This is a genomic window from Mesorhizobium sp. M1329, from assembly GCF_040318035.1.
In the GTDB taxonomy this organism is placed as follows: Bacteria; Pseudomonadota; Alphaproteobacteria; order Rhizobiales; family Rhizobiaceae; genus Mesorhizobium.
Map to the genome: position 1 here is coordinate 183,395 of NZ_JAMYLN010000006.1, position 21,883 is coordinate 205,277.

The following is a 21,883-nucleotide window of genomic DNA, read 5'->3' on the forward strand; positions in this document are numbered from 1 at the left end:
AATGAAGATTACAGGGTTAGAGTCCGTCTATCTCCCGGATCTCTCTTCCAATACGGTTTGGGTGGAGGTCCACACGGACGAAGGAATCACCGGGCTTGGCGAGACCTTCTATAATCCTCAGACGGTTGTGGCTTATATTCATGAGGTTGTCGCGCCATATCTCATTGGGAAGGATCCACTGAGGATTGATCGACATTCCCGGGATCTTACAGGTTTTCTAGGTTTCAATTCAACAAGCGCCGAAACGCGAGGCAATTCGGCTATAGACATCGCGCTTTGGGATATATTCGGCCAGGTTACCAGTCAGCCGGTATGGCAGTTGCTCGGGGGGCTCTCGCGCGAACAGGTCCGCATCTACAACACCTGCGCCGGCTACGGTGGGCACGGTTTCGGCAATCGTGCCATGACCGTCAACGTAGGCAACGGGTCGCGTCGCTATGAAGACTACGAAGCATCTTTGAACAACCCTGCCGAACTCGCGGAGGACCTTCTTTCGGAAGGGATAACCGCGATGAAGATCTGGCCATTCAAGCAGTTCCAGACCGGCAATCTGACAATGGACCTCGATCCGACCCAGATAAAGAAAGGGCTGGAGCCGCTACTTAAGATCCGCAAAGCTGTTGGCGACAAGATCGAAATCATGTTGGAGCTCAACAACAGTTTCAATCTCCCGACCGCGAAACGGCTTGCGCACTACGCAGATGAATTCGAGCCGTACTGGTACGAGGATCCAATCCGGGCGGATGACGTCATGGCGCTTCAGTCCTTTGCCTCAGCGACTCACGTTCCCCTGGCGGCTTCGGAAACACTTGCCACGAGGTGGTCGTTCCGAGACCTCCTCGCTTGTCGCGCTGCCGGGATCGTGCTGCTGGATCTGTCGTGGTGCGGCGGAATTTCTGAAGCCAAGAAGATCGCTACAATGGCAGAGGCTTATCAGTTGCCAGTCGCGGCGCACGATTGCACCGGGCCGGTGGTGCTTGCAGCGTCGATCCATCTGTCATTCAACGCGCCGAACGCCCTGATGCAGGAGGCCGTCCGTGCCTACTATCGCGGTTGGTACCTGGACATAGTGACCGGACTTCCCGAGATCGCCAACGGCTACGCCACGGTCCCAGATGCCCCCGGTCTCGGCATCAAGCTGTTGCCGGATGCCAAGACCCGCCAAGGCGCGATCGTACGCCAAACTTTCAGTTAGCGGTGCAACTTCGTGACAGGCTTGCTATCGTCTCGCACATCCAATCGGCGCCCTACGAAAGCGCCACATCAACGCGCCGCTGAGTTGAAAGTGCGCAGCGCGCTCAATGGACCGCGAGCCATGGCGAAGTTCCGCTACCAGTTGCCGCCTCTAAACTATTTGGTCGCGTTCGAAGCTGCAGCCAAACACTCCAATTTTACCGAGGCCGCGCAAGCTCTTAACGTGTCGCGGGCGGCAATCAGTTACCAGGTCAAGGCAATCGAGAGCTTCGTTGGCAAGCCTCTATTTCACCGCCTGAACCGATCGGTGCGCTTGACGCCCGAGGGCGAGAAGATGTTCACGGTTGTTTCCCGGAGTCTGGAAGAGATCCTCGACGTCGTTCTGGCAATTGAGAACGATCCACAGGAAAACACGGTCACGGTGACAACAACAACAGGGTTTTCAACGTACTGGCTTTTACCTCGAGTGGGCTCATTCCGTGCCGCCTTCCCCGACATTGAGATCAACCTCATCGTGGCCGATCGATATATCGATATCGATGAGGAAAACGTCGATGTCGCCATTCGCTATTTCAGAGACGATCTGATCGATCCCAGCGCACGCTTCTTACTAAAACAGCAAGTAGCGCCGACATGCAGCTCGACCTACCGGACAAGCCTGAAGTCTAATTCTGGAGCGGAAGAGCTTTTGAGCGAACGGCTGATCTATCTGGAAGGCAGAAAGTACGATGCGCGTTCAAAATGGCGCAGTTGGTTCAGGCAGAACGGCATCCACGTTTCGAAGCTACCGGCAGGCATCACGGTAGACAATTATGCCAACCTGATTCAGGCTTGCGAGGCTGGCGAAGGATTTGCCCTGCTGGGACCACCCCTGATCACCGAACAAGTCAGGACGGGCACACTGGTGCAGCCATTAAAGTTTGGCCTGATGTCGATCGGGAGCTTCTACCTAAAACTTCGAAATATGCGAACGCCTAACAGTGCCGTGGGTCGGTTCTGTGATTGGATCATTCAAGAATCGCTATCGGCAGAGGAACAGGCTGGTTCGCTAATCCGGCCCCGTGATTTGGGATAGTCATTTCAAATGAACAATAAACTGAGTTTCCTCTTCCTGCCGCCGCAGGACGATGTCATTCGTGTCTGGCATCAACGCCTGGTAGCCTTCCCCGGTCCATTCAAATTCCATATGGCCGAAAATGACGCCGATGCCCTGGAGTTGATCGAACATGCTGACGCAGCCTATGGCGAAGTTACGCCTGAGCTGCTTTCGCGGGCGTCCAAACTGAGGTGGCTCCAGGCCCCGTATGCAGCGCCGCCGGAAGGATTTTTCCCTGACTTCCTCCAAAAGCATAGCATGGTGCTGACAAATTTTCGCGGCATCTATAGCGATCACATCGCCGTTCACGTCATGGCTTATATCCTGGGGTTCGCACGAGGGCTTCATTATTATCTCCCCCGCCAATTCAAGCATGAGTGGAACCCTGAGCCTCTCGACACAGGCGTTGTCGCGCTGACCGGCAAGACGGTGCTCATCGTGGGTATGGGGGGCATCGGAAGCGAACTCGCGCGGCTTTGCGCTACATTCGGTCTAAGGGTTTTCGGGGTGGACGCCCGCCGTACGGACCCCGTTCCGCATGTCGAGCGGATAGCTCCGGCTGGAAACCTCGACCAATCACTGCCGGATGCCGACTTCGTCGTGGTCACCGTCCCTCTGACCCCTGCAACTCGCATGATGTTCACGCGCCCCCGCTTCCGGGCAATGAAACCTTCCGCATTCTTTATCAACGTGGGCCGTGGCGGTACGACGTCGATCGCGGATCTCATCGAGGCGTTGAATGCCGGCGAGGTCGCGGGCGCTGCTTTGGACGTGTTCGAAGACGAGCCATTGCGGCCCGAGCATCCGATTTGGCGCACTCCGAACCTCTTCATCACGCCACACATGGCGAGCTATGGGCCGGACCTCGATGAGCGGCGGTTTGCAATTATCAGGGACAATTGCGACAGGTTCGCCAGCGGCAGGCCGCTCCATAACGTTGTCGACAAGGTTCAAGGTTTCTAGCCTACGGCCACCGCTATTCAGGATACTGCGCATATGTCACCAGATGGGAAGTTCTACATCAACAGACAGGGGATCGAGCCCGCTTCTAACCAGCGGCTTGACGTGATCGATCCGGCAACGGAACGGCCCGACGGTCTTTTGTGACATGACATCGGATATTATTGAATAGTTCCTCGAGGTCAAAGGAATGGTCGGCGGTCATGCTTCATAGCCGACCGTGACGGTGTCATGTGCATGCGATCTCTGTTTGACCACATCACAATTGGCGCGACGGTCGCACCGAACAGAGTATTCATGGCTCCGGTGACGCGCTCTCGTGCAACCTGCGGCGCGGTGCCGACACCCATCATGGCAGAGTACTACGCGCAGCGCGCATCGGCCGGGCTGATCGTTAGCGAGGCGACAGGCATCAGCCCCCAAGGGCTCGGTTGGCCCTATGCACCTGGCATCTGGAGCGAAGAACAGGCCGAGGGCTGGGCGGCCGTCACCGGCGCGGTCCACGAAGCTGGCGGGCGCATATTCTGTCAACTCTGGCATATGGGCCGCATGGTCGCACCACAGTTCCTAAACGGGCGGCGAAGCGTCTCGGCGTCGGCTACGATCGCGCCGGGGCTCGCCCATACCTATGAGGGCAAGCGTCCCTACGCTCGCGCTCGAGCACTTAGTTTGACTGGGATTCGCAGCGTTGTGAGCGAGTATCGGCAGGCCGCTCGAAATGCGATGCGGGCGGGGTTCGATGGAGTGCAAATCCACGGCGCAAACGGCTACCTCGTTGATCAATTCCTTCGCAGTAGCGCAAATACCCGTCACGATCGCTATGGTGGCGAAATTGCGAACCGCATCAATTTCTTGCTCGAGACCGCGGAAGCCGTCGTTGAGGAGATCGGTCCCGACAGGACGGCCCTGCGGCTGTCGCCCAATGGTGCATACTTCGGCATTAACGACGACAAGCCGGAAAAGTTATTCGTGGCGGCCGCGGCCGCGCTATCCAGCCTCGGCATAGCCTTCCTAGAGATACGCGAACCCAAGCCGGATGACACCTTCGCCAAGCCCGATCGCCCCCCCATCCATCCCCGTATCAGAGAAGCTTTCCACGGCATCCTGGTCCTCAATTCAGGTTACGATGGCCATTCGGCCCAGGATTCCTTGAACCGTTGTGAAGCTGACGCGATCTCCTTTGGACGTCCATTTATTTCCAATCCCGATCTTCCCGAACGAATACGATTTGGCACGCCGCTGGCTGGCCACGACAAGACGACTTGGTATACCCAAGGGGCGACGGGCTACACTGACTACCCTTCCCGGTAGTGTTCGGCCTCCTTCGCAAACCAGTCTCCCTGGCTCGGCAAACAGCCTCCCCTGAGTGCCTCGACCTAGAGCGACGAGAGCCAACCTGTCGCCGACCGCGTTGGATTCTGGCGAGATAGCTGGACAATATGCTACTCGCACAGACAGATACCCTGATGCGGCACGGCGCAATTCGAAATGAGTTCGCGCCGGGATCGTCATAAGTAACCCAGGTGCAACGATGTCTACCAACGGATCTCTATCAACATGAGTAGATCAGCAGGCATGCTCGCGGGCCAAACCGCGCTGATTACAGGTGGCGCGAAAGGCGCTGGCGCGGCATCGGTGCGCGCTTTTCTTCGAGAGGGTTGCCGGGTCGTTTTTGCGGATCGCGACCAGGCCGCTGGGGATAGCCTAGTTGCTGAATGCCTTGCCGAGAACCTGACGGTCCATTTCGAACACGGGGATGTCAGCATCCGTGCCGACGTTGAGCGGCTCGTCGCAAACGCTCACAGTCACCTCGGCAAGATAGACATTCTGTTCAACCATGCGGGCGTCATAATCGTTAAACCGTTCCTGGAGGTAACGCTCGACGATTGGGACTGGCTGATGGACAACAACGCAAAGAGTGCCTTTATGGTTACGCGACTGGTGTTGCCCCGCATGCTGGAGCAGGGCCGGGGCGTTATTATCAACACATCGTCTACCGGGGTTAAGGCCGCGACCCATCTCGAAAGTGTCTATTGCGCCTCGAAAGCAGCCATGCACCAGCTCGCGCGCAGCATTGCGGTCGAATACCGGGATCGTGGCATTCGCTGTAACAATCTCTGTCCGAGCTTCGTACGAACACGGCATGGCGAGGATGAAATTGATCAGCTGAGGCGCTACGGCATTTTAACCTCTGAGGGCGACGTCAACATCATGCAGGGCAGGATTTGCGAGCCAGAAGAAGTCGCTAGCGTCGCACTGTTTCTGGCAAGCGATGCGTCGAGCTTCATCAATGGCGCTGAGATCATGGTCGACAACACGTTCACGGCTGTCTGACTATGCTCTGGGGCATCCGGCCGGTCGAACAGCAGGCCGCTTATGGCCTGGCCGTGGAAGGGCTCAGACGGCAGATCCACATCGGGCTGATCATGCCCGGTGAGCGTCTCCCGGCCGAGCGCCAGTTGGCAGAGAAGCTGGAAGTATCCCGGGTGACATTGCGCGAGGCCCTGCGGATACTCGAAACTGAAGGGTATCTCACAGTCAGGCGCGGGGTAGCAGGCGGCGCCTTTGTCGTGAGCGAGGATGAGCTGCGGTCGCTTGTCCTGCGTCGGATCGGTAGAGATCCGGCAGCAATCATGCGCGCTTTCGAATTTCTATCCGTCAACGCCCGCATTGCGGCCCGATTCGCTGCCGTGAGACGAACGCCCTCGCATTTGAGAATTATGCGCCGGGCCGCAGATGACATGGAGCACGCCGATAGTCCAAGCCTGCTCCGGCGTGCCGAAACGTTGCTTCAAATGACCGTTGCGGAAGCAACGCAAAACGTGCTGCTTGCTCACGCCATCGAAGAAGCTTGGGCTGCCACTTTTGCACCAAAGCCTTCTGGCGGCGTTGAAACCGAGCGGCAAGTGTCACGAGAAATCGCGACGGAACTCGTAAACGCGATCGACGAACGCAACGAGGATAGAGCCGAGCCCGCCATGGTCTGTACACTCGACCGAGATAGCAAACAAATCAGCTCCATACGACGATCGCGCTGATCGGCCGCATTCTACCTTAGAAGCATGGGGCGGTCGCAAATTAGACCTTCTTGCCGAGCTGTCTTTGTCCAAGTCGATTGCAGATGCATTTCCTCGAGAGATTTCCGGGGGAGAATGCCAAAGGGCCTTGATCGCACGGGCACTCGCATGCCGTCCGGACGTGATCATCTGCGACGAGATCACTTCTGCGCTCGACGTCTCGGTGCAGGCTTCGATCATCAAGCTACTCCAGGACCTTCGCCAAGGCGTGGCCTTGCCCTGCTGGCCGAGCGACTGGGCAATCTGGGCTACAAGAATGTCTTCCGCTACACCGAAGGGTTGGAAGACTGGGTCTCGCACGGGTTCCCGGTGACGACCTGAAATCGCGGTCTGGACTTCAATCCGCTAAGAGAAAATCATGAAGGAAACGTGCTGTCTTGTATATGCGGTTGCACCCGCGTCAATGTCATGGGACGAATCCAATCTCCGTCTGAACGAGTATCTGCTCGACGAGCGGCGAGGCCTTTGCATCGCCCACGATCACTTCGCTGATCCGAATGGCGGATTTGCAGTATTCCATGTTCGTACGGCCGAAGAGCGCGCCGCCCTGGATCGGCTAGGCCCACTGGAAGGTTGGTCTGTCAAAATTCACTCCTTGATCTTCGGAACGACGGCGGTCGGGTTCATGCGCCAAAGCGAATTCACCCTTCAACGCTTCCGCGGTGTTTCCGTGGAAGAACTCGCACTTAAGGAAGGGGACGATCCGTCATACTGGTGGAAGTCCGGTGACCTGCGGAGTTGGATAAATAGCGCGTCCAGTACGGATACCCGCCTCACAGGAATTTATGACAGCAAGCTGAAGGATTCGAATTAATGTCTCCACCAAGGCTGCCGATCGCTTCTCCAGGCAAGATCATGTGCGTTGGTCTCAACTACAAGGACCATGCCGCCGAAGCGAAGATCGCATTGCCCGAACGCCCGCTACTTTTTGCCAGATGGGCGAATTCCCTCGTCGGCGATGGTGATGCCATCGTGTTACCAAGCGCCTCTCAATGCGTGGATTTCGAAGCGGATTAGGAGTTGTCATAGGTCGTCGAGCCAAAAATGTTGCCGCGAAGGATGCGCTGAATCTTGTATCGGGCTACCTTTGCCTCAACGACATTTCTGCTCGCGACGTGCAGGTCTTGGATGTCCAATGGACACGAGGCAAGTCCTTCGACACATTCTGTCCTATTGGCCCTGCTCTTGTACCGGCCAGCGCGATCCGGGACCCGCAAAAGCTGGCTATAAAGCTGACGCTGAACGGGCAAACCATGCAGGATTCCAACACGGCCAATATGGTGTTTGGCGTTGCCGAGCTCATTGAGTTCATTAGCAGGGACATCACACTGGAGCCTGGCGACCTAATCGCAACAGGCACACCAGGAGGCGTCGGCTACTATAAGAGACCCCGAGTCTCGCTCAAGAGCGGGGATCCTGCGCGTCGAAATCGAGGACGTAGGCATACTGACGAACCCCATCGTTTGAGCGGCATGTATGCGCTGGTAGACCATGTCCGCCCTGTTAACTTGGCGCCATTGACAACCAGCGGAGGGCCGCACTGCGGCCCTATCGTAGGTCAAGACGAATCCTGTGTTCGTGTCTTTTTGTTTGCTTCGCAACCTTTTCGCGGTGGTGAAGCGCGTCGGAGGCGATAATGGTCGTTCGATGTCCACGGTTCGAATGGAGTGCGCGAGAAGTACCTACTGCAGTTTGCAAAACTGGTCGCATGGCGCCAAACAAGTCAGATCTAGAATTCGAGGGACCCAGGAGCCTCTTGCTCCTGCGGAGAGGATCTGGGCAGGGCAGCGAACCCGTGGGTTAAGGTCAATGGCCTGAGCCGCGCTTGCCAAAGCTCCCTTGTCCAATTTCGCCCATGGCATGGCGAATTCTGCCGAGCACGAAAGAGCAATCTCGCAAGAGATGCTAGGCGCCTGACAAAGCCGTTCCTGCTCATTTAGAGACCGCCATGCAAACATCGTCTAGGGAAGTGTTTCCATCCGACCAACTGCCGATGCTCGTAGGTGAAATGAATACAGGAAGTGGAATCGAGGGCGTGAACCGCGTCGTTAAGCGGTACGTCATGCATCAATCGAACCCGTGCCATGACAGACGACAGCGCTGAGCCTCTGAGGCTCCTCAAGACCAAACCTGTTGCTTGCAACCGCTTTGGCTTCGCACGCCTCTTCACGATGGTGAAGCCGCCAACTGTGCAAATTGGAGACGACAATGCCTCTTTCGATGGCCAATTCGGACAGAGCGCGCGAGCAGGTACCTACAGCAGCTTTGCAAACACTGGTCACATGGCTACACAGTCAAATTTGACAATTTTGAGGGACATATCGATTTTGGAAAGGGTCAGAAGGTCGATATGACTGCCGAAAACAAAGTTCTTACTATGACTGTCACCAATGTTTCGCGCGAAACCACGATAGAGTTGGCTGGCGTTGTTACAGAGCACTTGAAACGTTTTGCCTTCCGCGAGGATTTGGACCTGAGTTGGAGCGAGCCTGTGGGTTGAGGTCGGCGCCTAAATCGCTCATTTGGCAGTTCTTTGTCCAATTTCTCTCATCACATGGCGAATCTTGCTGAACACGATTTAGCTATCTCGCAACAGATGGCAGCGACGCAACAATCCTTTCCCGTTCATTGAGAGGCAGCCATGAAACCATCGTTTAGGAAAGCGTTTACATCCGGCAAACTGCTGATCCTCGACGGTGGAACGGGTACAGAACTTGAGCGCCGCGGAGTTCCCATGCACGATGATGCCTGGTCTGCGCTGGCCGCGATCACGCACCCGGAAGTTCTAACCGAGATCCATGCTGACTACATTGCTGCTGGCGCGGATATCATAACGACCAACACCTATGCGGCGACGAGCTTTGTGATGGATGGAATTGGTCGTGTCGGCCAATCGCCGGCAGTGATCAGGGCGTCCGTTGATTGCGCAAAGGAAGCTCGCGAACGGGCGGGCGCAGCATGGATCGGCGGAGCAATCTCGGGCATGGCCCCCGGACTCGATCCAGCTAGGCGCCCCTCGCCCGAAAACTCACGTAGGAGCTTTGCCCAGACAGCTTCGATGTTGGCCGCCGAGGGCTGCGATCTCATTATCCTGGAGATGTTGCGCGATATTGACTTTACAACCGTCCAAATCGAAGTTGCCAAAGAGACCGGTCTTCCTGTCATGGCTGGGGTTTCGGTCGTCCGGGGAAAAAGTGGGCAACTGGTTGGACGGCCGGACGCTGGGCTCGAATTCCACCTCCTCGATATCGCCAAAAACATCGCAAAGCTCGGTGTCGACATAATTTCCGTGATGCACACTGATCTCGAGTTGGTGCTGCCAGCACTTAAACAGATACGCAGTGTTTGGTCTGGTCCGGTGGCCACCTATCCGCATTCGGGGCATTTCGTAATGCCCCGCTGGAATTTTAGCTCCGTCGTCTCGCCGGAGGAGTTTGCGGCTCAGAGCCATGACTGGCGGGCAGCTGGGTGCCAGATATTGGGCGGCTGTTGCGGGATAACTCCGGATCATATTAAGGCGTTGCGGCTTGAATGGACGCTGAAAACGAAATCGATCAATTGAGGAGCTATGGAGGCCGCTGGAAGCGCTCTCGCAAGTGAATCCACCGCCCGGTGCAAATGCGACGCTACGAAGAAATCGTTCGGTGATTCAACAACGCCTTGATGCGGGTGCTATCGAGGTCGGCAACCGTCTTCCCTCAATTCGTCAGGTCAGCGCACAAACCGGGTATAGCATGGTCACTGTACACCACGCCTATTCCCTTCTCGAAAGCGAAGGAGTCGTTCGCGCCGGGCCCCGGTCCGGCTTTTATCTTGAGCGGCCGCCCCGACCTCTGCAGGAATTCGCCGCGTTCACCGATGAGATGCTAGCGGAGGACCGCAGTCCAGTCGCCATCGCCAACCTCACGTTCAATATCATGTCGTCGTGGACAAGGCCGGGCCTCGAAACGTTCGGCTCAGTCATGCCCAGCGTGGACCTCTTTCCCGAGGGCGACCTCAATTATTTTGTTCGCAAGATCCTGCGTCACAAGGTGGCGCGCGCGCGTGTGCTACCTCCGCCCGAGCTCCGCCCGAGGGAGAGGCGTCGTTGCGCGAGTTCATATCAAAGCGCCTCGTTGAGCGTGGCATCCCCGTGGGCGCTGACGGCATCGTACTGACCCAAGGAGCCGCGCATGCGATGCAGCTGTGTATCGACACCGTAACGCAGCCCGGCGACCTGGTGCTTGTCGAAAGCCCATCGTTCTTCCCCATGCTCGCTGCTCTCCAGCGACGAAACCTGAGAGCGGTCGAAATCTACTCGCACCCCAAGACCGGAATCGATCCCTCAATTCGCGCACCTACTCGACACCAACCCGATCTCGGCCTGCCTGCTGATGGCCACCCATCACCTATCCAACCGGTATCACCTATAGCGACGACGCGATGCGACGCATTGTTGCCAAGGCCGCAGAGAGAGATGTGGCGATCATAGAAAACGATATGCATGGGGAATTGGCCTACGAAAGCCGTCAGCCAAGCTCGCTCAAGAAATTCGATGAGGAGGACGTCGTTCTCCAATTCTCCGGCTTCGAAAGCACGCTAGGCCCTGACTGGAACATTGGCTGGATTGTTAGCAAGCACCAACAGCGGTCATTGGCGCGCAAATGCTTCTTCGACAATCTTGGCGCGGGGAACCACCTCATGCAGCGAGCTCTGTCCCTATATCTGTCAACTCGCAGTTACGATCGTCAAATGCGCCGCACACGCGAGATATTGGCATCTCGCATGCGACGTGGGTTAGCGTTCGTTTCCCAACATTTTCCAGAGAATTGCGCTGCCTCGCGACCTACGGGGGGCGTCATGTGCTGTTTCGCGCGGCAGCCAATGAAGTCTACCGGACGACCCCAGACGAGGCCCTCCACTCTGGATGATCGAGCCGTCATGACCGATCATCTCCCAGTATTCGACGTCCGTGCCACTTGAGAGCACCTCTGCGAGAGCACCCAATTTATCCAGTGTCGTCAACGCCATCTCACCTAACCAGATGCAGGCGCCATCCTCACGCAGTTCGTCGCTCTGCTCGAATACATCGACGCTCCAACCTTCCATCGCCAGGGATATGGCGGCCGACAATCCTCCGAGCCCCGCGCCCGCGACAGCAGCTTTTGCCAACATGACCATCCCTTTTTCAGACACGCTCAGCCTCACCGCTCGCCTTACAAGCAGTGGTTCCGAATGCTAATATTCCGCCCGGCGACGTAACAAGCGCCTTGCCGAGCGGATACTGCCGGCTTGACAACTCGGCAGTATCCAGGATTCGACAAAGCGGCATAGAAAGTCGACTCCCTGACGCGTAGCGAAAGTGTAGCGAGGTCATCGAATGAATGGGATTAAGGAAGGCGACCAGTCCCAGACGGTGCGATTTGGTTTCCTGTTCATTCCTGGGATGAATCTCGCGTCCGCTACAATGTCGATCGACGTCCTGCGGGTCGCCAACAGGCTGTGCAACCGGCCGGTCTATGAATGGTCGTCGATTTCCGAAGAAGGTGCACCAGTCGAGGCCAGCAATCGCCTTGTCGTCCAGCCGGATTTTGCCCTGTCCAATGCCCCGCAATTCGATTTCATAATTGTTTGCGCAAGCTTCTCGGCCGACCGGGCTCAAACGCTGAAGATGCGCAGCTACCTTCGAAAGGCAGCGTATGCCGGAGCTTACATCGGGGGGATTGGGGCTGGGTCATATGTCCTCGCTGACGCCCGCCTGCTCGACGGGTACCGCTGCACGATCCATTGGGAAAACCTTCCGGCGTTCACGGAGCGGTATCCAAATCTCGACGTCACCGACAGGATCTACGAAATCGATCGCAAAAGGATAACATGCGGCGGCGGCTCGGCCTGTCTTGATCTCTTCTTACATATTACCGCTGCGCATTTGGGTACTGACATGGCCCTGGAAATTGCCGATCAGATGCTGCTTGAGCGCATCCGCACTTCGGGTGATTTCCAGCGAACGGCCAGGATCCGGTCGGCGGAACAGAAGTCAGGGGTGCTGGCGAGCGCCGTTAGGATTATCGAGAGCACCCTCGAACAACCGCTCTCCATCGCACAACTGGCCGGTCGCGTTTCGATCAGCCAACGCCAGCTGGAACGCTTGTTCCACCGCGAGTTCTCCATGTCGCCTAGCCAATTTTACACAAAGTCGAGACTCAATCGAGCTCGAACGCTTTTGACTGAGACGGCACTGCCTGTGAGCGAGATCATGGTCGCTTGCGGATTTGGCTCGCAGAGCAATTTCTCGCGCGTCTATCGCCAATTTTTCGGACATTCGCCGACGTCGACGCGCCGTTCATTGTCTTCAAAGCCTGACTTGTAATTGAAGGATGACTTTTTGGGAGAGTAGGAGGGCGGCGCAACGGCATGCGTCGGAATCCGCAAGGCACAGGTCGAAAGCCGCAGTGCTAGACCGGGTGATTCCGAAGAAGCGTTACATCCGGCTATCAAGGTCATGGCCAAGACCGACTGGCAGGCCTGGTTCGGAGGAAACTGATGTACGAGCGCTTGAGCACTGTTGAATGCGACAACGAAAATATTTCCATAAAGCGTGGACTGCCGAAGCGGTGGTATGTCGACAAGGCGGTTTTCGACATTGAACGCCAGGAAATATTTGCGAAGGCGTGGATCTGCGTTGGGCACGTATGCATGGTCGAGAAGCCAGGCGATATTTTCACGCACAAAGTCGTTGATCAGGAAATTTTGATTGTTCGCACAACAAAGGGCGAGTTGAAGGCCTACTACAATGTCTGTCAGCATCGTGGTCATCGGCTGATCAGCCAGCCTGGCAATCAGCGACGAATGACTTGCCCCTATCACGCTTGGACCTATGATCTCGATGGCAAGCTGGTCCGCGCGCCGGGTTCGGAAAACATGGATTTCGATCAGACCTGCGTTCAGCTCCGCGGCGTACGTCTCGAGACCATGTGTGGGATGATCTTTGTAAACCTTGATCCGGATGCCCCCACCGTTCGCGAAGTGTTTGGCGAGGTCGAGAAGGAAATCCTGACCCACAAACCGAACGTGGAAGAACAACAGCTGGTTCGCGACAATCCGTTTCCCCATGCCTGTAACTGGAAGGCTTCGGTGGAAAATTTTGCCGAGTGCTATCATTGCGGCCCGGTGCACAAATACTTGACGGACAACGTTATCGATCCTGACAGCTACAAGGTTTGGGGCGACTGCCTCGTCCAGCGCCACGAGGTCAAAACACTCGGAAACAAGGGCACTCAGATCATCTGGCACTTCTGGCCCAATACGGCGATCGGCCTCTACCCCATTCCGGACTATGGCATGACGCTGTGTATCCGCCACATGTATCCTATCGATGTCGACAACGCGATTTATTGGTATCGCTGGTTTGTCGACAAGGGCTCCGATCCGACGGCCGTGCTCGAATATTCGTATCTTCATGAGCGCACGACGGGCGCCGAGGATGGCGAGGTGGCGGCGGGTGTTCAACTGGGGATGAAGAGCGACGGGTTCGAAAGGGCCTATCTCTTTGCCAATCCGAAGCAAGGCAGCAGTTCCGAGCACGTCATCGCGTATTTTCAGGATCTGGTGCGCGCAGCCGTCAGCCCTCGGCTGAGCGAATAGCGCCATCGTCGTTCATAAAAATAATTATTCAACGGGGGAACCCATGACTCGTATGACTGGGGCGCGCTGCCTCGCCGATATGCTTGCCGGCTACGGCGTTACACATATATTCATGGTTCCAGCTGTGCTGCGCCGCAGTATGGCGGAAATGGAACGCCGAACCAGCATCGACGTGCTTCATACGCATGGCGAAAAAGCAGCCGCATACATGGCGGACGGCTTCGCGCGCGCTTCGGGCAGAGTCGGGGTCTGCATGGCTCAGCAGACGGGCGCGCTCAACCTAGCGGCCGGCCTGCGCGATGCCTATCTTGCCCGCGCGCCCATTGTGGCCTTCACAGGTGGCAGCCGACCGGAATTGCAGTATCGCGGCCTCTACCAAGAGGCCGAGGACCTCAAGGCATTTGACCCCTACGTCAAGTTCAACGCCGCGATCAACCATGTCGAGCGGTTCCCGGATCTGGTTCGTCAAGCGTTTCGTGCCGCGACCACAGGCAGCCCCGGTCCGGTGCATCTCCAGGTGTGGGGACAAGAGGGCGAGATTGATCGTGAAGAAGGCGACCTCGATACGATTGTTGATGCGCGACATGCAGCCGTTGCGCCTTTCCGCCCACTGGCGGATCCGGCTCTGCTCGAGGCAGGGATCAAAGAGCTTCAGAAGGCGTCCCGTCCGGTAGTCGTTGCTGGTGGAGGCGTGCACCACTCTGCCGCAGGGGCGGCTCTGATCGCCTTCGCCGAGCGCGCCGGCATTCCGATCGCAATGTCGATGAATGGCAGGGACCAAATCCCTGACAATCATCCGCTGGCGGTTGGCGTGGTTGGCACCTATTCCCGGCGAAACGCCAACCAGGCGCTTGCCGCCGCCGACCTCGTCATCTACGCGGGCTCATCGGTCGGCAGCATGGTGACCAACTTCTGGCGGTTGCCAAAGCCTGGAACCAAAACCATCCAGATCGACATCGATGGCGCTGCCATCGGGCGTAACTATCCGACCGAAATCGGCATCCAGGCGGACATACGGGAAGCGTTCAGGGCCTGGCTGCCGCTCGTTCCGGACACCTTGGCACAGCGCTATGCCGACTGGCGCAAGATGATTGCGGACAACAAGGAATCGTGGTTCCAGGAGCGAACTGAGCGCCTTGCCTCGGATGCCGTCCCGATCCGGCCAGAGCGCATCTGCTCCGAACTCACGCGTCTCCTGCCCGACGACGGCATCCTGTGCGTGGATACGGGACATGCTGGAATGTGGATGTCGTCCATGTTCGATATTCGAAGCAACAAGCAAACCTATATCCGCAGCGCCGGGCACCTGGGATGGGCCTTCCCGGCTGGTCTTGGTGCACAATGTGCATGTCCTGATCGTCCCGTAATCACTTTTACGGGTGACCTCGGTCTCTGGTACCACATCGCAGAAATTGAAACCGCGGTTCGCAAGAACATTCCGGCTGTGACGATCGTTAACAACAACCGATCCGGGAATCAGTCCATGCGTGGCTTCTCGATCGCCTATGAGGACAAGCCGACGGAAAAGTCGAGAGAACTTTGGGTCCATACGGAAGTGGACTTCGCGCGCATTGCGGAGAATATGGGAGCGGTCGGGATGCGCATTGACAAGCCCGCGCATCTCGGGCCCGCGATCGAGAAAGCCATCTCCTTGAAAAAGCCGGTCGTGATCGACGTTGTGACGGATATCGAAGCAACGGCGCCTTTGGCGTGGGATGATTCAGGCTGGGTGCAGAAATACTGATCGGCATTGGATTGGGAGACATGGCCGAAGAAGACTTCACTGTCACACCCGCGGAATGGGACGCCAAGCGCATCTACTACCTTCATGCCTCGGTTGTGACGCCGCGCCCAATTGCCTGGGTCGCCACCCTCTCGGCCGACGGCAAGGACAATCTCGCGCCGCATTCCTATTTCAACGCGATAGCGGACGATCCGCCCTATCTAATGTTCTCCATCGAGGGCGAATCCGACACTTATCGAAATCTCCTCGAAGTGCCGGAATTCACGGTATCGATCGTGACTGAAGAGATGGCGGAGACGATGGAGCTGTCGGCGACCCCCATGCCGCGCGGTGAAAGCGAATTCGACTGGGCCAGGATAGAGCGTCGGGCATCAACCGACATACGTCCCCCTCGAGTGTTGGCCTCCCCGGCGGCGATGGAGTGCCGGGTCGACCGAATCATTAACGTTGGACGACGCAACCACGTCGTTTTCGGCGAGGTGGTTCGCTATCATATAATGGGCAGAGTCTGGCGCAACGGGCGGGTTTCCCCCGAGAAGCTAAGGCCTCTTTGCCGCCTGGGCGGCCGGTACGCAACCTTGACGACAACCTTCAAGATGCCGCGCCCATCCTGGGAGGATATCCGGGGCCACGGAGGTGACCCTTCAGACCTCGTCAGCCGGCTCTTCGACTAATCGCTACCTAATCGCCCATCGTCCAGACCCTGCTACCTTCCGGATTGTCGGTTTGGGTAAAAAGGTCGTCGAAATACGCCCTGGTCTCGGCCCGTTGAGGAAGCAATATCGGAGCGCAGCCGCAAATTCGACTGCATGTGAAAAACAAAAAACCAATGGGAGTCACATATGTCCAACAATAGGCCCGTCGTGGGCCGCGGTGTCACGCGGCGCACATTTAGCTTGGGAATCGGCGCCGTCGCTTCCTACGCTCTGCTCAACGGTCCAAAATCGAGCGCGCGCGCAGCCGAGCCGAAACAGGGTGGACATCTGCGCATCGCTATCGCTCGAGGCGATACATCGGATAATCTCGACCCGAGCATCCTGAATAACACCCATCCAATCAACGTTACTTGGCAACTGCGCAACAATCTCGTCGAAATTGGCGCGAACTCGGAAGCGGTCCCGGAACTGGCCGAGAGCTGGGAGCCCTCAAAGGACGCCAAGACCTGGCACTTCAAGCTGCGCAAGGGGGTCATGTTCCACAACGGCAAGACCTTCGACGCCGAAGACGCGGCCTATTCTATCAACTATCACACCCGGCCTGGCAGCAAGTCCGGCGCGGCTGGTTTCCTGTCAGACGTTGAGTCCGTTAAATCGGACGGATCGGACACACTCGTCGTTACGCTCAAGAACGGAAACGCGGACCTGCCCTACATGCTCGGCGACTACCACCTGCAGGTGGTTCCCGCCGGCACAACGGACTTCTCTGATGGAATGGGCACGGGCGGCTACACGCTCGTGGAGTACGAGCCTGGCGTGCGCGCGCTTGTAAAGCGAAATCCGAACTACTGGAAGGCCGGCCGAGCCCATGTCGACGAGATCGAAACGCTCGTGATCGCGGATGACAATGCGCGTACCACGGCTCTGCGGACCAATCAGATTGACGTCATGAACGCTGTCGATCTGAAGACGATTGGTCTTCTCAAGCGCGTGGCCGAGGTCAAGATCCTCGAGATGACCGGCAAGAAGCACTACACCCTTCCGATGCTCACCGACCGGGCGCCGTACAACAATCCTGACGTGCGCATGGCTCTCAAACTTGCCATCAATCGCCAAGAGTTGCTGGACAAGGTGCTGGCCGGCCATGGGGCGCTCGGCAACGATCAGCCGATCGCTGCTTCGAACCGCTTCTTTGCTCAGCTGCCGCAACGCGAATACGATCCGGAGCAGGCTCGCTCGCTGATCAAGAAGGCCGGCATGGAAAACACCGTTTTCCAACTCCATGCCGCCGACGCTGCCTTTGCCGGCGCGGTCGACACCGCGACGCTGTTTCAGGCCCACGCAGCCGCCGCGGGCATCAAGATCGAAGTCGTTCGCGAGCCAAACGATGGCTACTGGTCGAACGTCTGGCGCAAAAAGGATTTCGCCATGGCGTATTGGAGTGGCCGACCCACCGAGGACTGGATGTTTAGCTCTGCCTATCAGACCGGGGCAAGCTGGAACGACAGCAATTGGAGCAATCCCCGTTTCGACGAGGTTCTCAAGCTTGCTAGGGCCGAACTTGACGATTCCAAGCGCGCTGAACTCTACAAGGAAGCGCAGCTGCTTGTCCGCGACGACGGAGGCGTAATCATCCCGATGTTCGCCAACGACGTCATCGCTCACCGCCAAAACGTCATGTATGATAAACCGTCGGCTGCATGGGAGCTTGATGGACTGCGGTGCGGCGAGCGCTGGTGGTTCGCCTGAGGATGCTGGATTAGCTAGCTATCCAACTGTTATCGATCCGGCTGGACTCGGTTCCAGCTGTTTCGATCACATTGGCTGCGCATCGGCCGAGCAACGCGAACCTGGACCTCAAAGAATGCTCTTTCGTCTGATCTTGATCCGCCTGTTCTGGGGAGTCGTGACGCTATTTGCGGTCTCGATTTTGATCACCTTTATGGTCAACCTACTGCCCGGAGACATCGCGCAAGAGTTGCTCGGTCAAAGCGCAACCCCAGAAACAGTCGCCAGCCTGCGCAATCAGTTGGGATTGAACCTGCCGCTGCATGAGCGCTATTTGGCTTGGCTTTGGGCCATATTGCACGGCGACCTTGGCAAGTCGCTGGCGAATGGACGCCCGATCGCGGACCTATTGGCTACCCGCATAGGAAACACACTTTTCCTTGCCAGCGTTGCCGCGGTAATTGCGGTCCCCGTATCCTTGGCACTCGGCCTGCTCACGGCGCTGTACAGGAACGGCGCATTCGACCGCCTGACAAACATTGTCACACTGAGCGCGATCTCGCTGCCAGAATTCTTCATAGCTTATCTGCTCATCCTGTTCCTGGCTGTAAAAATGGAGGTCTTTCCCAGTATCTCCAACATAGTCGATCCAGGGATTAGTTTGTCGGAGCGGCTGGACAAGACCCTCTTGCCAGCGCTGACACTGACACTGGTGGTGGCTGCGCACATAATGCGCATGACACGGACCTCGATCATCAATGTGCTGGCCAGCCCTTACATCGAAATGGCCAGGCTCAAAGGCGCCTCGCCGCGCAAAGTCATCACCTTCCATGCGCTGCCTAACGCGATCGCACCGATCGTCAATGTTGTCGCGTTGAACCTTGCCTACCTTGTCGTTGGCGTGGTGGTAGTGGAGGTGGTGTTTGTCTACCCAGGTATGGGTCAACTGCTGGTCGATTCGGTGGCCAAGCGTGATCTGCCGGTTGTGCAGGCCAGCGCGCTATTGTTCGCGGTGATCTACATTATTCTCAATCTGCTCGCGGACATCGTCTCCATGGTGGGCAATCCGCGCCTTCTCCATCCCCGTTGATCAGAATGAAAAAGATCGTGGCCACCCCCTTCAGATTGTTTGTCGCCATGGATTGGCCGGCCCGCATCGGTGCGTTGATCGTGTTGATCTACGTGATCGTCGCCATTTTTGCGCCCTTGCTTGCGCCATTCGGCGAGGCTGAGGTGGTCGGCGCGCAGTACGATCCTTGGACCTCTGCCCATCTTCTTGGTACCGACAACATCGGACGGGATATGTTGTCACGCATTATTTTTGGCGCTCGCAACACAATTGGCATCGCGATCGTCGCCACTGTCCTGGCTTTCTTGGTGGGATGCAGTTTCGGCTTCACGGCTGCTGTGATCGGCGGCAAGGTCGACGTCGTCATCTCGCGGATCAATGATCTGTTCATGGCTATCCCGCTTCTCATTTTTGCGCTGATGCTCCTGACCGTGTTCGGATCATCGATAGCAGTGCTCATCATCATCATCGCGCTTTTGGAATCGACACGGGTCTATCGGGTGGCTCGAGCACTGGCCATGAATGTCGTCGTCGCCGACTTTGTAGAGCAGGCCAAACTGCGCGGCGAGGGTCTCTGGTGGATCGCCACCCGCGAGATCCTGCCGAATACGATCCCACCGCTGACCGCGGAGTTTGGACTAAGGTTTTGCTTCGTCTTCCTTTTCATCAGTGCCATGAGTTTTCTCGGACTTGGTATCCAGCCCCCGACCGCAGATTGGGGAGCGATGGTGCGCGACAATGCGACGTTGATCGGCTTTGGCGATATCACTCCTTTGATACCCGCGGGCGCCATCGCCGTGCTTACTGTTTCGGTTAACTTGGTGGTTGACTGGTTCCTGCATCGAACAAGCGGTTTAAAGGAAGTGTGATGCGTAGACGCGACCAAGGCCAGCCAGGCAGCGTTTTGATCGACATTAAAGGACTGGTCGTCAAGGCGGCGACCGAACAGGGAACGACCACGATACTCGATGGCGTTGACCTCAAGGTCCATCGCGGAGAGGTAGTCGGCCTCATTGGGGAATCGGGCGCCGGCAAGTCCACTCTTGGCCTCGCCTGTATGGGCTTTACTCGGGGTGGTGTGAGGTTTACGGCCGGCTCAATCCACTTTGACGGTGTTGACATCACCAAGTTGCGCGAGAAGGAGTTGCGCGAGAACTGGGGCACGCGTGTTGCCTATATAGCCCAATCTGCCGCGGCTGCCTTCAACCCGGCCTGGCGTCTGCTTCTACAAACCACCGAAACAGCGGTCGACCAGCATATTATGACCCAGTTCGATGCGCGCGCAAAGGCGGTGGATCTTTACCGCACTATGAGGTTGCCTACCCCCGAACGCATTGGCGAACGCTTTCCGCATCAGGTGTCGGGCGGTCAGCTTCAGCGCGCGATGGTGGCTATGGGAATGGTTTGCCAACCCGATCTCTTGATTTTCGACGAGCCTACCACGGCCTTGGATGTGACGACGCAGATAGAAGTCCTGGCAGCAATTCGTGAGGTCGTCCAGCGCTATAATACGGCCGCCGTCTATGTCACACATGATCTCGCAGTGGTTGCGCAGATGGCGCACCGGATCGCTGTCATGCGTAACGGACAAGTGGTCGAATGCGCGGATACCCGTACGTTATTGAGCAGGCCGGAACACCCTTATACGCGCGAGTTGCTCAACGTGACCAACATCCCCAAGGAGGCTGCGGAAGAGGCCTCGGGCGCCGATGTGGTCGTGACCGTCAAGAACGTGACCGCACATTATGGCGCACAAATGGTTCTGGAGGACGTGAGCTTTGAGGTGAGGCAGGGCGAGACGGTCGCGCTGGTCGGAGAGTCAGGTAGCGGAAAATCAACCACAGCCAGGATTATCACAGGTCTGTTGGGGCCGACCGGGGGCGAAGTCTCGTTCAACGGGGCTACTTTGCCTACAAGCTACCGCAATCGGTCGAGAGACCTATTGCGTCAGATCCAGCTTATCAGCCAGATGCCGGATACTGCTCTCAATCCGCGTCAGACGGTGCGACAGATCCTGTCGCGACCGCTTAACTTCTACTTTGGGATGACGGGCGCCCGGTGCCTTGATCGCGTCAAGGAATTGCTGCGCATGATCGAGATGGATCCCGAAACTTTCCTTGATCGCAAATCGTCCGAATTGTCGGGCGGGCAAAAGCAGCGGCTGTGCATTGCCCGCGCGCTTGCCGCCAGTCCTTCGGTCCTCATCTGCGATGAGGTCACGAGCGCATTGGACCGTCTCGTAGCAAAGGAAATTCTGCGGTTGTTGCTTAAGCTTCAGCAGCAGTTGAAAGTAGCCATCATATTCATAACTCATGATCTCGAAATCGTACGCGCCATAGCGCATGACGTTGTGGTTATGAAGACAGGCAAGGTGGTAGAATCAGGACCGATTGAGAAGGTGTTTGCACCGCCTCATGATCCATATACGGATTTGCTTCTGAGCTCGGTGCCACGGATGAACCCTGATTGGCTTTCTGAGCTTCTGGCGCTTCGCGCCGCGAAGGCCTCTGAAGCCGAGACCCAATCCAACAATGTCTACGCGCTGCGCAACGCGGCGCCTCGGTGAGCTAGGCCGCGTCCATTTCAGGTGTTGTGGTGTCGATTCCTGCAATTCATGTGCGGGATGCTTTACTAGGTTTGTCCCATTGCTCGCGGCGAAACTTGGTCGTTGTCTCTCTAAGGCGTGATGAGGTCTCCGGGAGCGATCCCTCCCCCGGCATTTCAACTCTTCTCCAA

General features: G+C 57.1%; 22 protein-coding genes and 1 pseudogene. 22 read left to right on the forward strand and 1 reads right to left on the reverse strand.

The genetic code is table 11. The features are described 5' to 3' along the window. The first annotated feature begins 1 nt into the window (after window position 1). The 14 genes and pseudogenes from NKH21_RS08500 to NKH21_RS08565 all read left to right on the forward strand — a co-directional run bounded on the left by NKH21_RS08500 (window position 2) and on the right by NKH21_RS08565 (window position 10,484). Entirely contained in the window at window positions 2-1,195 is a 1,194-nt protein-coding gene (locus NKH21_RS08500) for a mandelate racemase/muconate lactonizing enzyme family protein (protein WP_352864293.1), read from the forward strand. A gap of 120 nt (window positions 1,196-1,315) precedes the next feature. Next, window positions 1,316-2,269: a LysR substrate-binding domain-containing protein gene (locus NKH21_RS08505; RefSeq protein WP_352864167.1), complete on the forward strand. Its 954-nt coding sequence runs from the start codon at window positions 1,316-1,318 to the stop codon at window positions 2,267-2,269. Window positions 2,270-2,278: 9 nt separating this feature from the next. Continuing rightward, window positions 2,279-3,253, forward strand: coding sequence for a D-2-hydroxyacid dehydrogenase (locus NKH21_RS08510; RefSeq protein ID WP_352864170.1), 975 nt, complete (start codon window positions 2,279-2,281; stop codon window positions 3,251-3,253). Window positions 3,254-3,487: 234 nt separating this feature from the next. Then, the gene (locus NKH21_RS08515; protein ID WP_352864172.1) at window positions 3,488-4,561 is read left to right on the forward strand and encodes an alkene reductase; all 1,074 of its coding nucleotides are present in this window, start codon (window positions 3,488-3,490) and stop codon (window positions 4,559-4,561) included. A gap of 246 nt (window positions 4,562-4,807) precedes the next feature. Then, window positions 4,808-5,584 carry an SDR family NAD(P)-dependent oxidoreductase gene (locus NKH21_RS08520; RefSeq protein ID WP_352864174.1) on the forward strand — a complete coding sequence of 259 codons (777 nt, stop codon included), beginning with the start codon at window positions 4,808-4,810 and terminating at the stop codon, window positions 5,582-5,584. A gap of 2 nt (window positions 5,585-5,586) precedes the next feature. Further along, window positions 5,587-6,288, forward strand: coding sequence for a FadR/GntR family transcriptional regulator (locus NKH21_RS08525; protein ID WP_352864176.1), 702 nt, complete (start codon window positions 5,587-5,589; stop codon window positions 6,286-6,288). Between the two features lie 64 nt (window positions 6,289-6,352). After that, window positions 6,353-6,415, forward strand: a pseudogene (locus NKH21_RS08530) (hypothetical protein); the annotation flags it as partial. A gap of 20 nt (window positions 6,416-6,435) precedes the next feature. Continuing rightward, window positions 6,436-6,648, forward strand: coding sequence for a rhodanese-like domain-containing protein (locus NKH21_RS08535; RefSeq protein ID WP_352864296.1), 213 nt, complete (start codon window positions 6,436-6,438; stop codon window positions 6,646-6,648). A 37-nt stretch (window positions 6,649-6,685) separates the two neighbouring features. Next, window positions 6,686-7,141, forward strand: coding sequence for a hypothetical protein (locus tag NKH21_RS08540; protein ID WP_352864178.1), 456 nt, complete (start codon window positions 6,686-6,688; stop codon window positions 7,139-7,141). Continuing rightward, the gene (locus tag NKH21_RS08545; RefSeq protein ID WP_352864180.1) at window positions 7,141-7,344 is read left to right on the forward strand and encodes a fumarylacetoacetate hydrolase family protein; all 204 of its coding nucleotides are present in this window, start codon (window positions 7,141-7,143) and stop codon (window positions 7,342-7,344) included. The genes NKH21_RS08540 and NKH21_RS08545 overlap by 1 nt, the downstream gene beginning before the upstream one ends. After that, a complete protein-coding gene (locus NKH21_RS08550) occupies window positions 7,320-7,964 on the forward strand; it encodes a fumarylacetoacetate hydrolase family protein (RefSeq protein ID WP_352864183.1) in 645 nt (214 codons plus the stop codon). Before NKH21_RS08545 ends, NKH21_RS08550 begins: the two co-directional genes overlap by 25 nt. 500 nt (window positions 7,965-8,464) lie before the next feature. Next, on the forward strand, window positions 8,465-8,827 hold the full coding sequence (locus NKH21_RS08555) for a DUF2218 domain-containing protein (protein WP_352864185.1): 363 nt from the start codon (window positions 8,465-8,467) through the stop codon (window positions 8,825-8,827). A gap of 141 nt (window positions 8,828-8,968) precedes the next feature. Next, window positions 8,969-9,889, forward strand: a complete 921-nt coding sequence (locus NKH21_RS08560) for a homocysteine S-methyltransferase family protein (RefSeq protein ID WP_352864187.1) — start codon at window positions 8,969-8,971, stop codon at window positions 9,887-9,889. Window positions 9,890-9,971: 82 nt separating this feature from the next. After that, entirely contained in the window at window positions 9,972-10,484 is a 513-nt protein-coding gene (locus NKH21_RS08565) for a GntR family transcriptional regulator (protein ID WP_352864189.1), read from the forward strand. Between the two features lie 619 nt (window positions 10,485-11,103). Here the strand turns inward: NKH21_RS08565 and NKH21_RS08570 are convergent. Next, window positions 11,104-11,502 (reverse strand): NAD(P)-binding protein, encoded by a 399-nt coding sequence (locus tag NKH21_RS08570; protein ID WP_352864192.1) that lies wholly within the window; start codon window positions 11,500-11,502, stop codon window positions 11,104-11,106. Between the two features lie 184 nt (window positions 11,503-11,686). Here NKH21_RS08570 and NKH21_RS08575 point away from each other — a divergent pair, with 184 nt between their 5' ends. The 8 genes from NKH21_RS08575 to NKH21_RS08610 all read left to right on the forward strand — a co-directional run bounded on the left by NKH21_RS08575 (window position 11,687) and on the right by NKH21_RS08610 (window position 21,713). Further along, window positions 11,687-12,676 (forward strand): GlxA family transcriptional regulator, encoded by a 990-nt coding sequence (locus NKH21_RS08575; RefSeq protein WP_352864194.1) that lies wholly within the window; start codon window positions 11,687-11,689, stop codon window positions 12,674-12,676. A 173-nt stretch (window positions 12,677-12,849) separates the two neighbouring features. Next, window positions 12,850-13,950, forward strand: a complete 1,101-nt coding sequence (locus NKH21_RS08580; RefSeq protein WP_352864196.1) for an aromatic ring-hydroxylating oxygenase subunit alpha — start codon at window positions 12,850-12,852, stop codon at window positions 13,948-13,950. Window positions 13,951-13,993: 43 nt separating this feature from the next. Beyond that, window positions 13,994-15,694 (forward strand): thiamine pyrophosphate-binding protein, encoded by a 1,701-nt coding sequence (locus NKH21_RS08585; protein WP_352864198.1) that lies wholly within the window; start codon window positions 13,994-13,996, stop codon window positions 15,692-15,694. A gap of 20 nt (window positions 15,695-15,714) precedes the next feature. Beyond that, the gene (locus NKH21_RS08590) at window positions 15,715-16,368 is read left to right on the forward strand and encodes a flavin reductase family protein (RefSeq protein ID WP_352864200.1); all 654 of its coding nucleotides are present in this window, start codon (window positions 15,715-15,717) and stop codon (window positions 16,366-16,368) included. Window positions 16,369-16,536: 168 nt separating this feature from the next. Next, window positions 16,537-18,099: an ABC transporter substrate-binding protein gene (locus NKH21_RS08595; RefSeq protein ID WP_352864202.1), complete on the forward strand. Its 1,563-nt coding sequence runs from the start codon at window positions 16,537-16,539 to the stop codon at window positions 18,097-18,099. A gap of 115 nt (window positions 18,100-18,214) precedes the next feature. Continuing rightward, entirely contained in the window at window positions 18,215-19,168 is a 954-nt protein-coding gene (locus NKH21_RS08600; RefSeq protein WP_352864205.1) for an ABC transporter permease, read from the forward strand. A 5-nt stretch (window positions 19,169-19,173) separates the two neighbouring features. Then, window positions 19,174-20,016, forward strand: coding sequence for an ABC transporter permease (locus NKH21_RS08605; protein WP_352864207.1), 843 nt, complete (start codon window positions 19,174-19,176; stop codon window positions 20,014-20,016). Further along, window positions 20,016-21,713 (forward strand): ABC transporter ATP-binding protein, encoded by a 1,698-nt coding sequence (locus NKH21_RS08610; protein WP_352864211.1) that lies wholly within the window; start codon window positions 20,016-20,018, stop codon window positions 21,711-21,713. The genes NKH21_RS08605 and NKH21_RS08610 overlap by 1 nt, the downstream gene beginning before the upstream one ends. Window positions 21,714-21,883 lie beyond the last annotated feature (170 nt).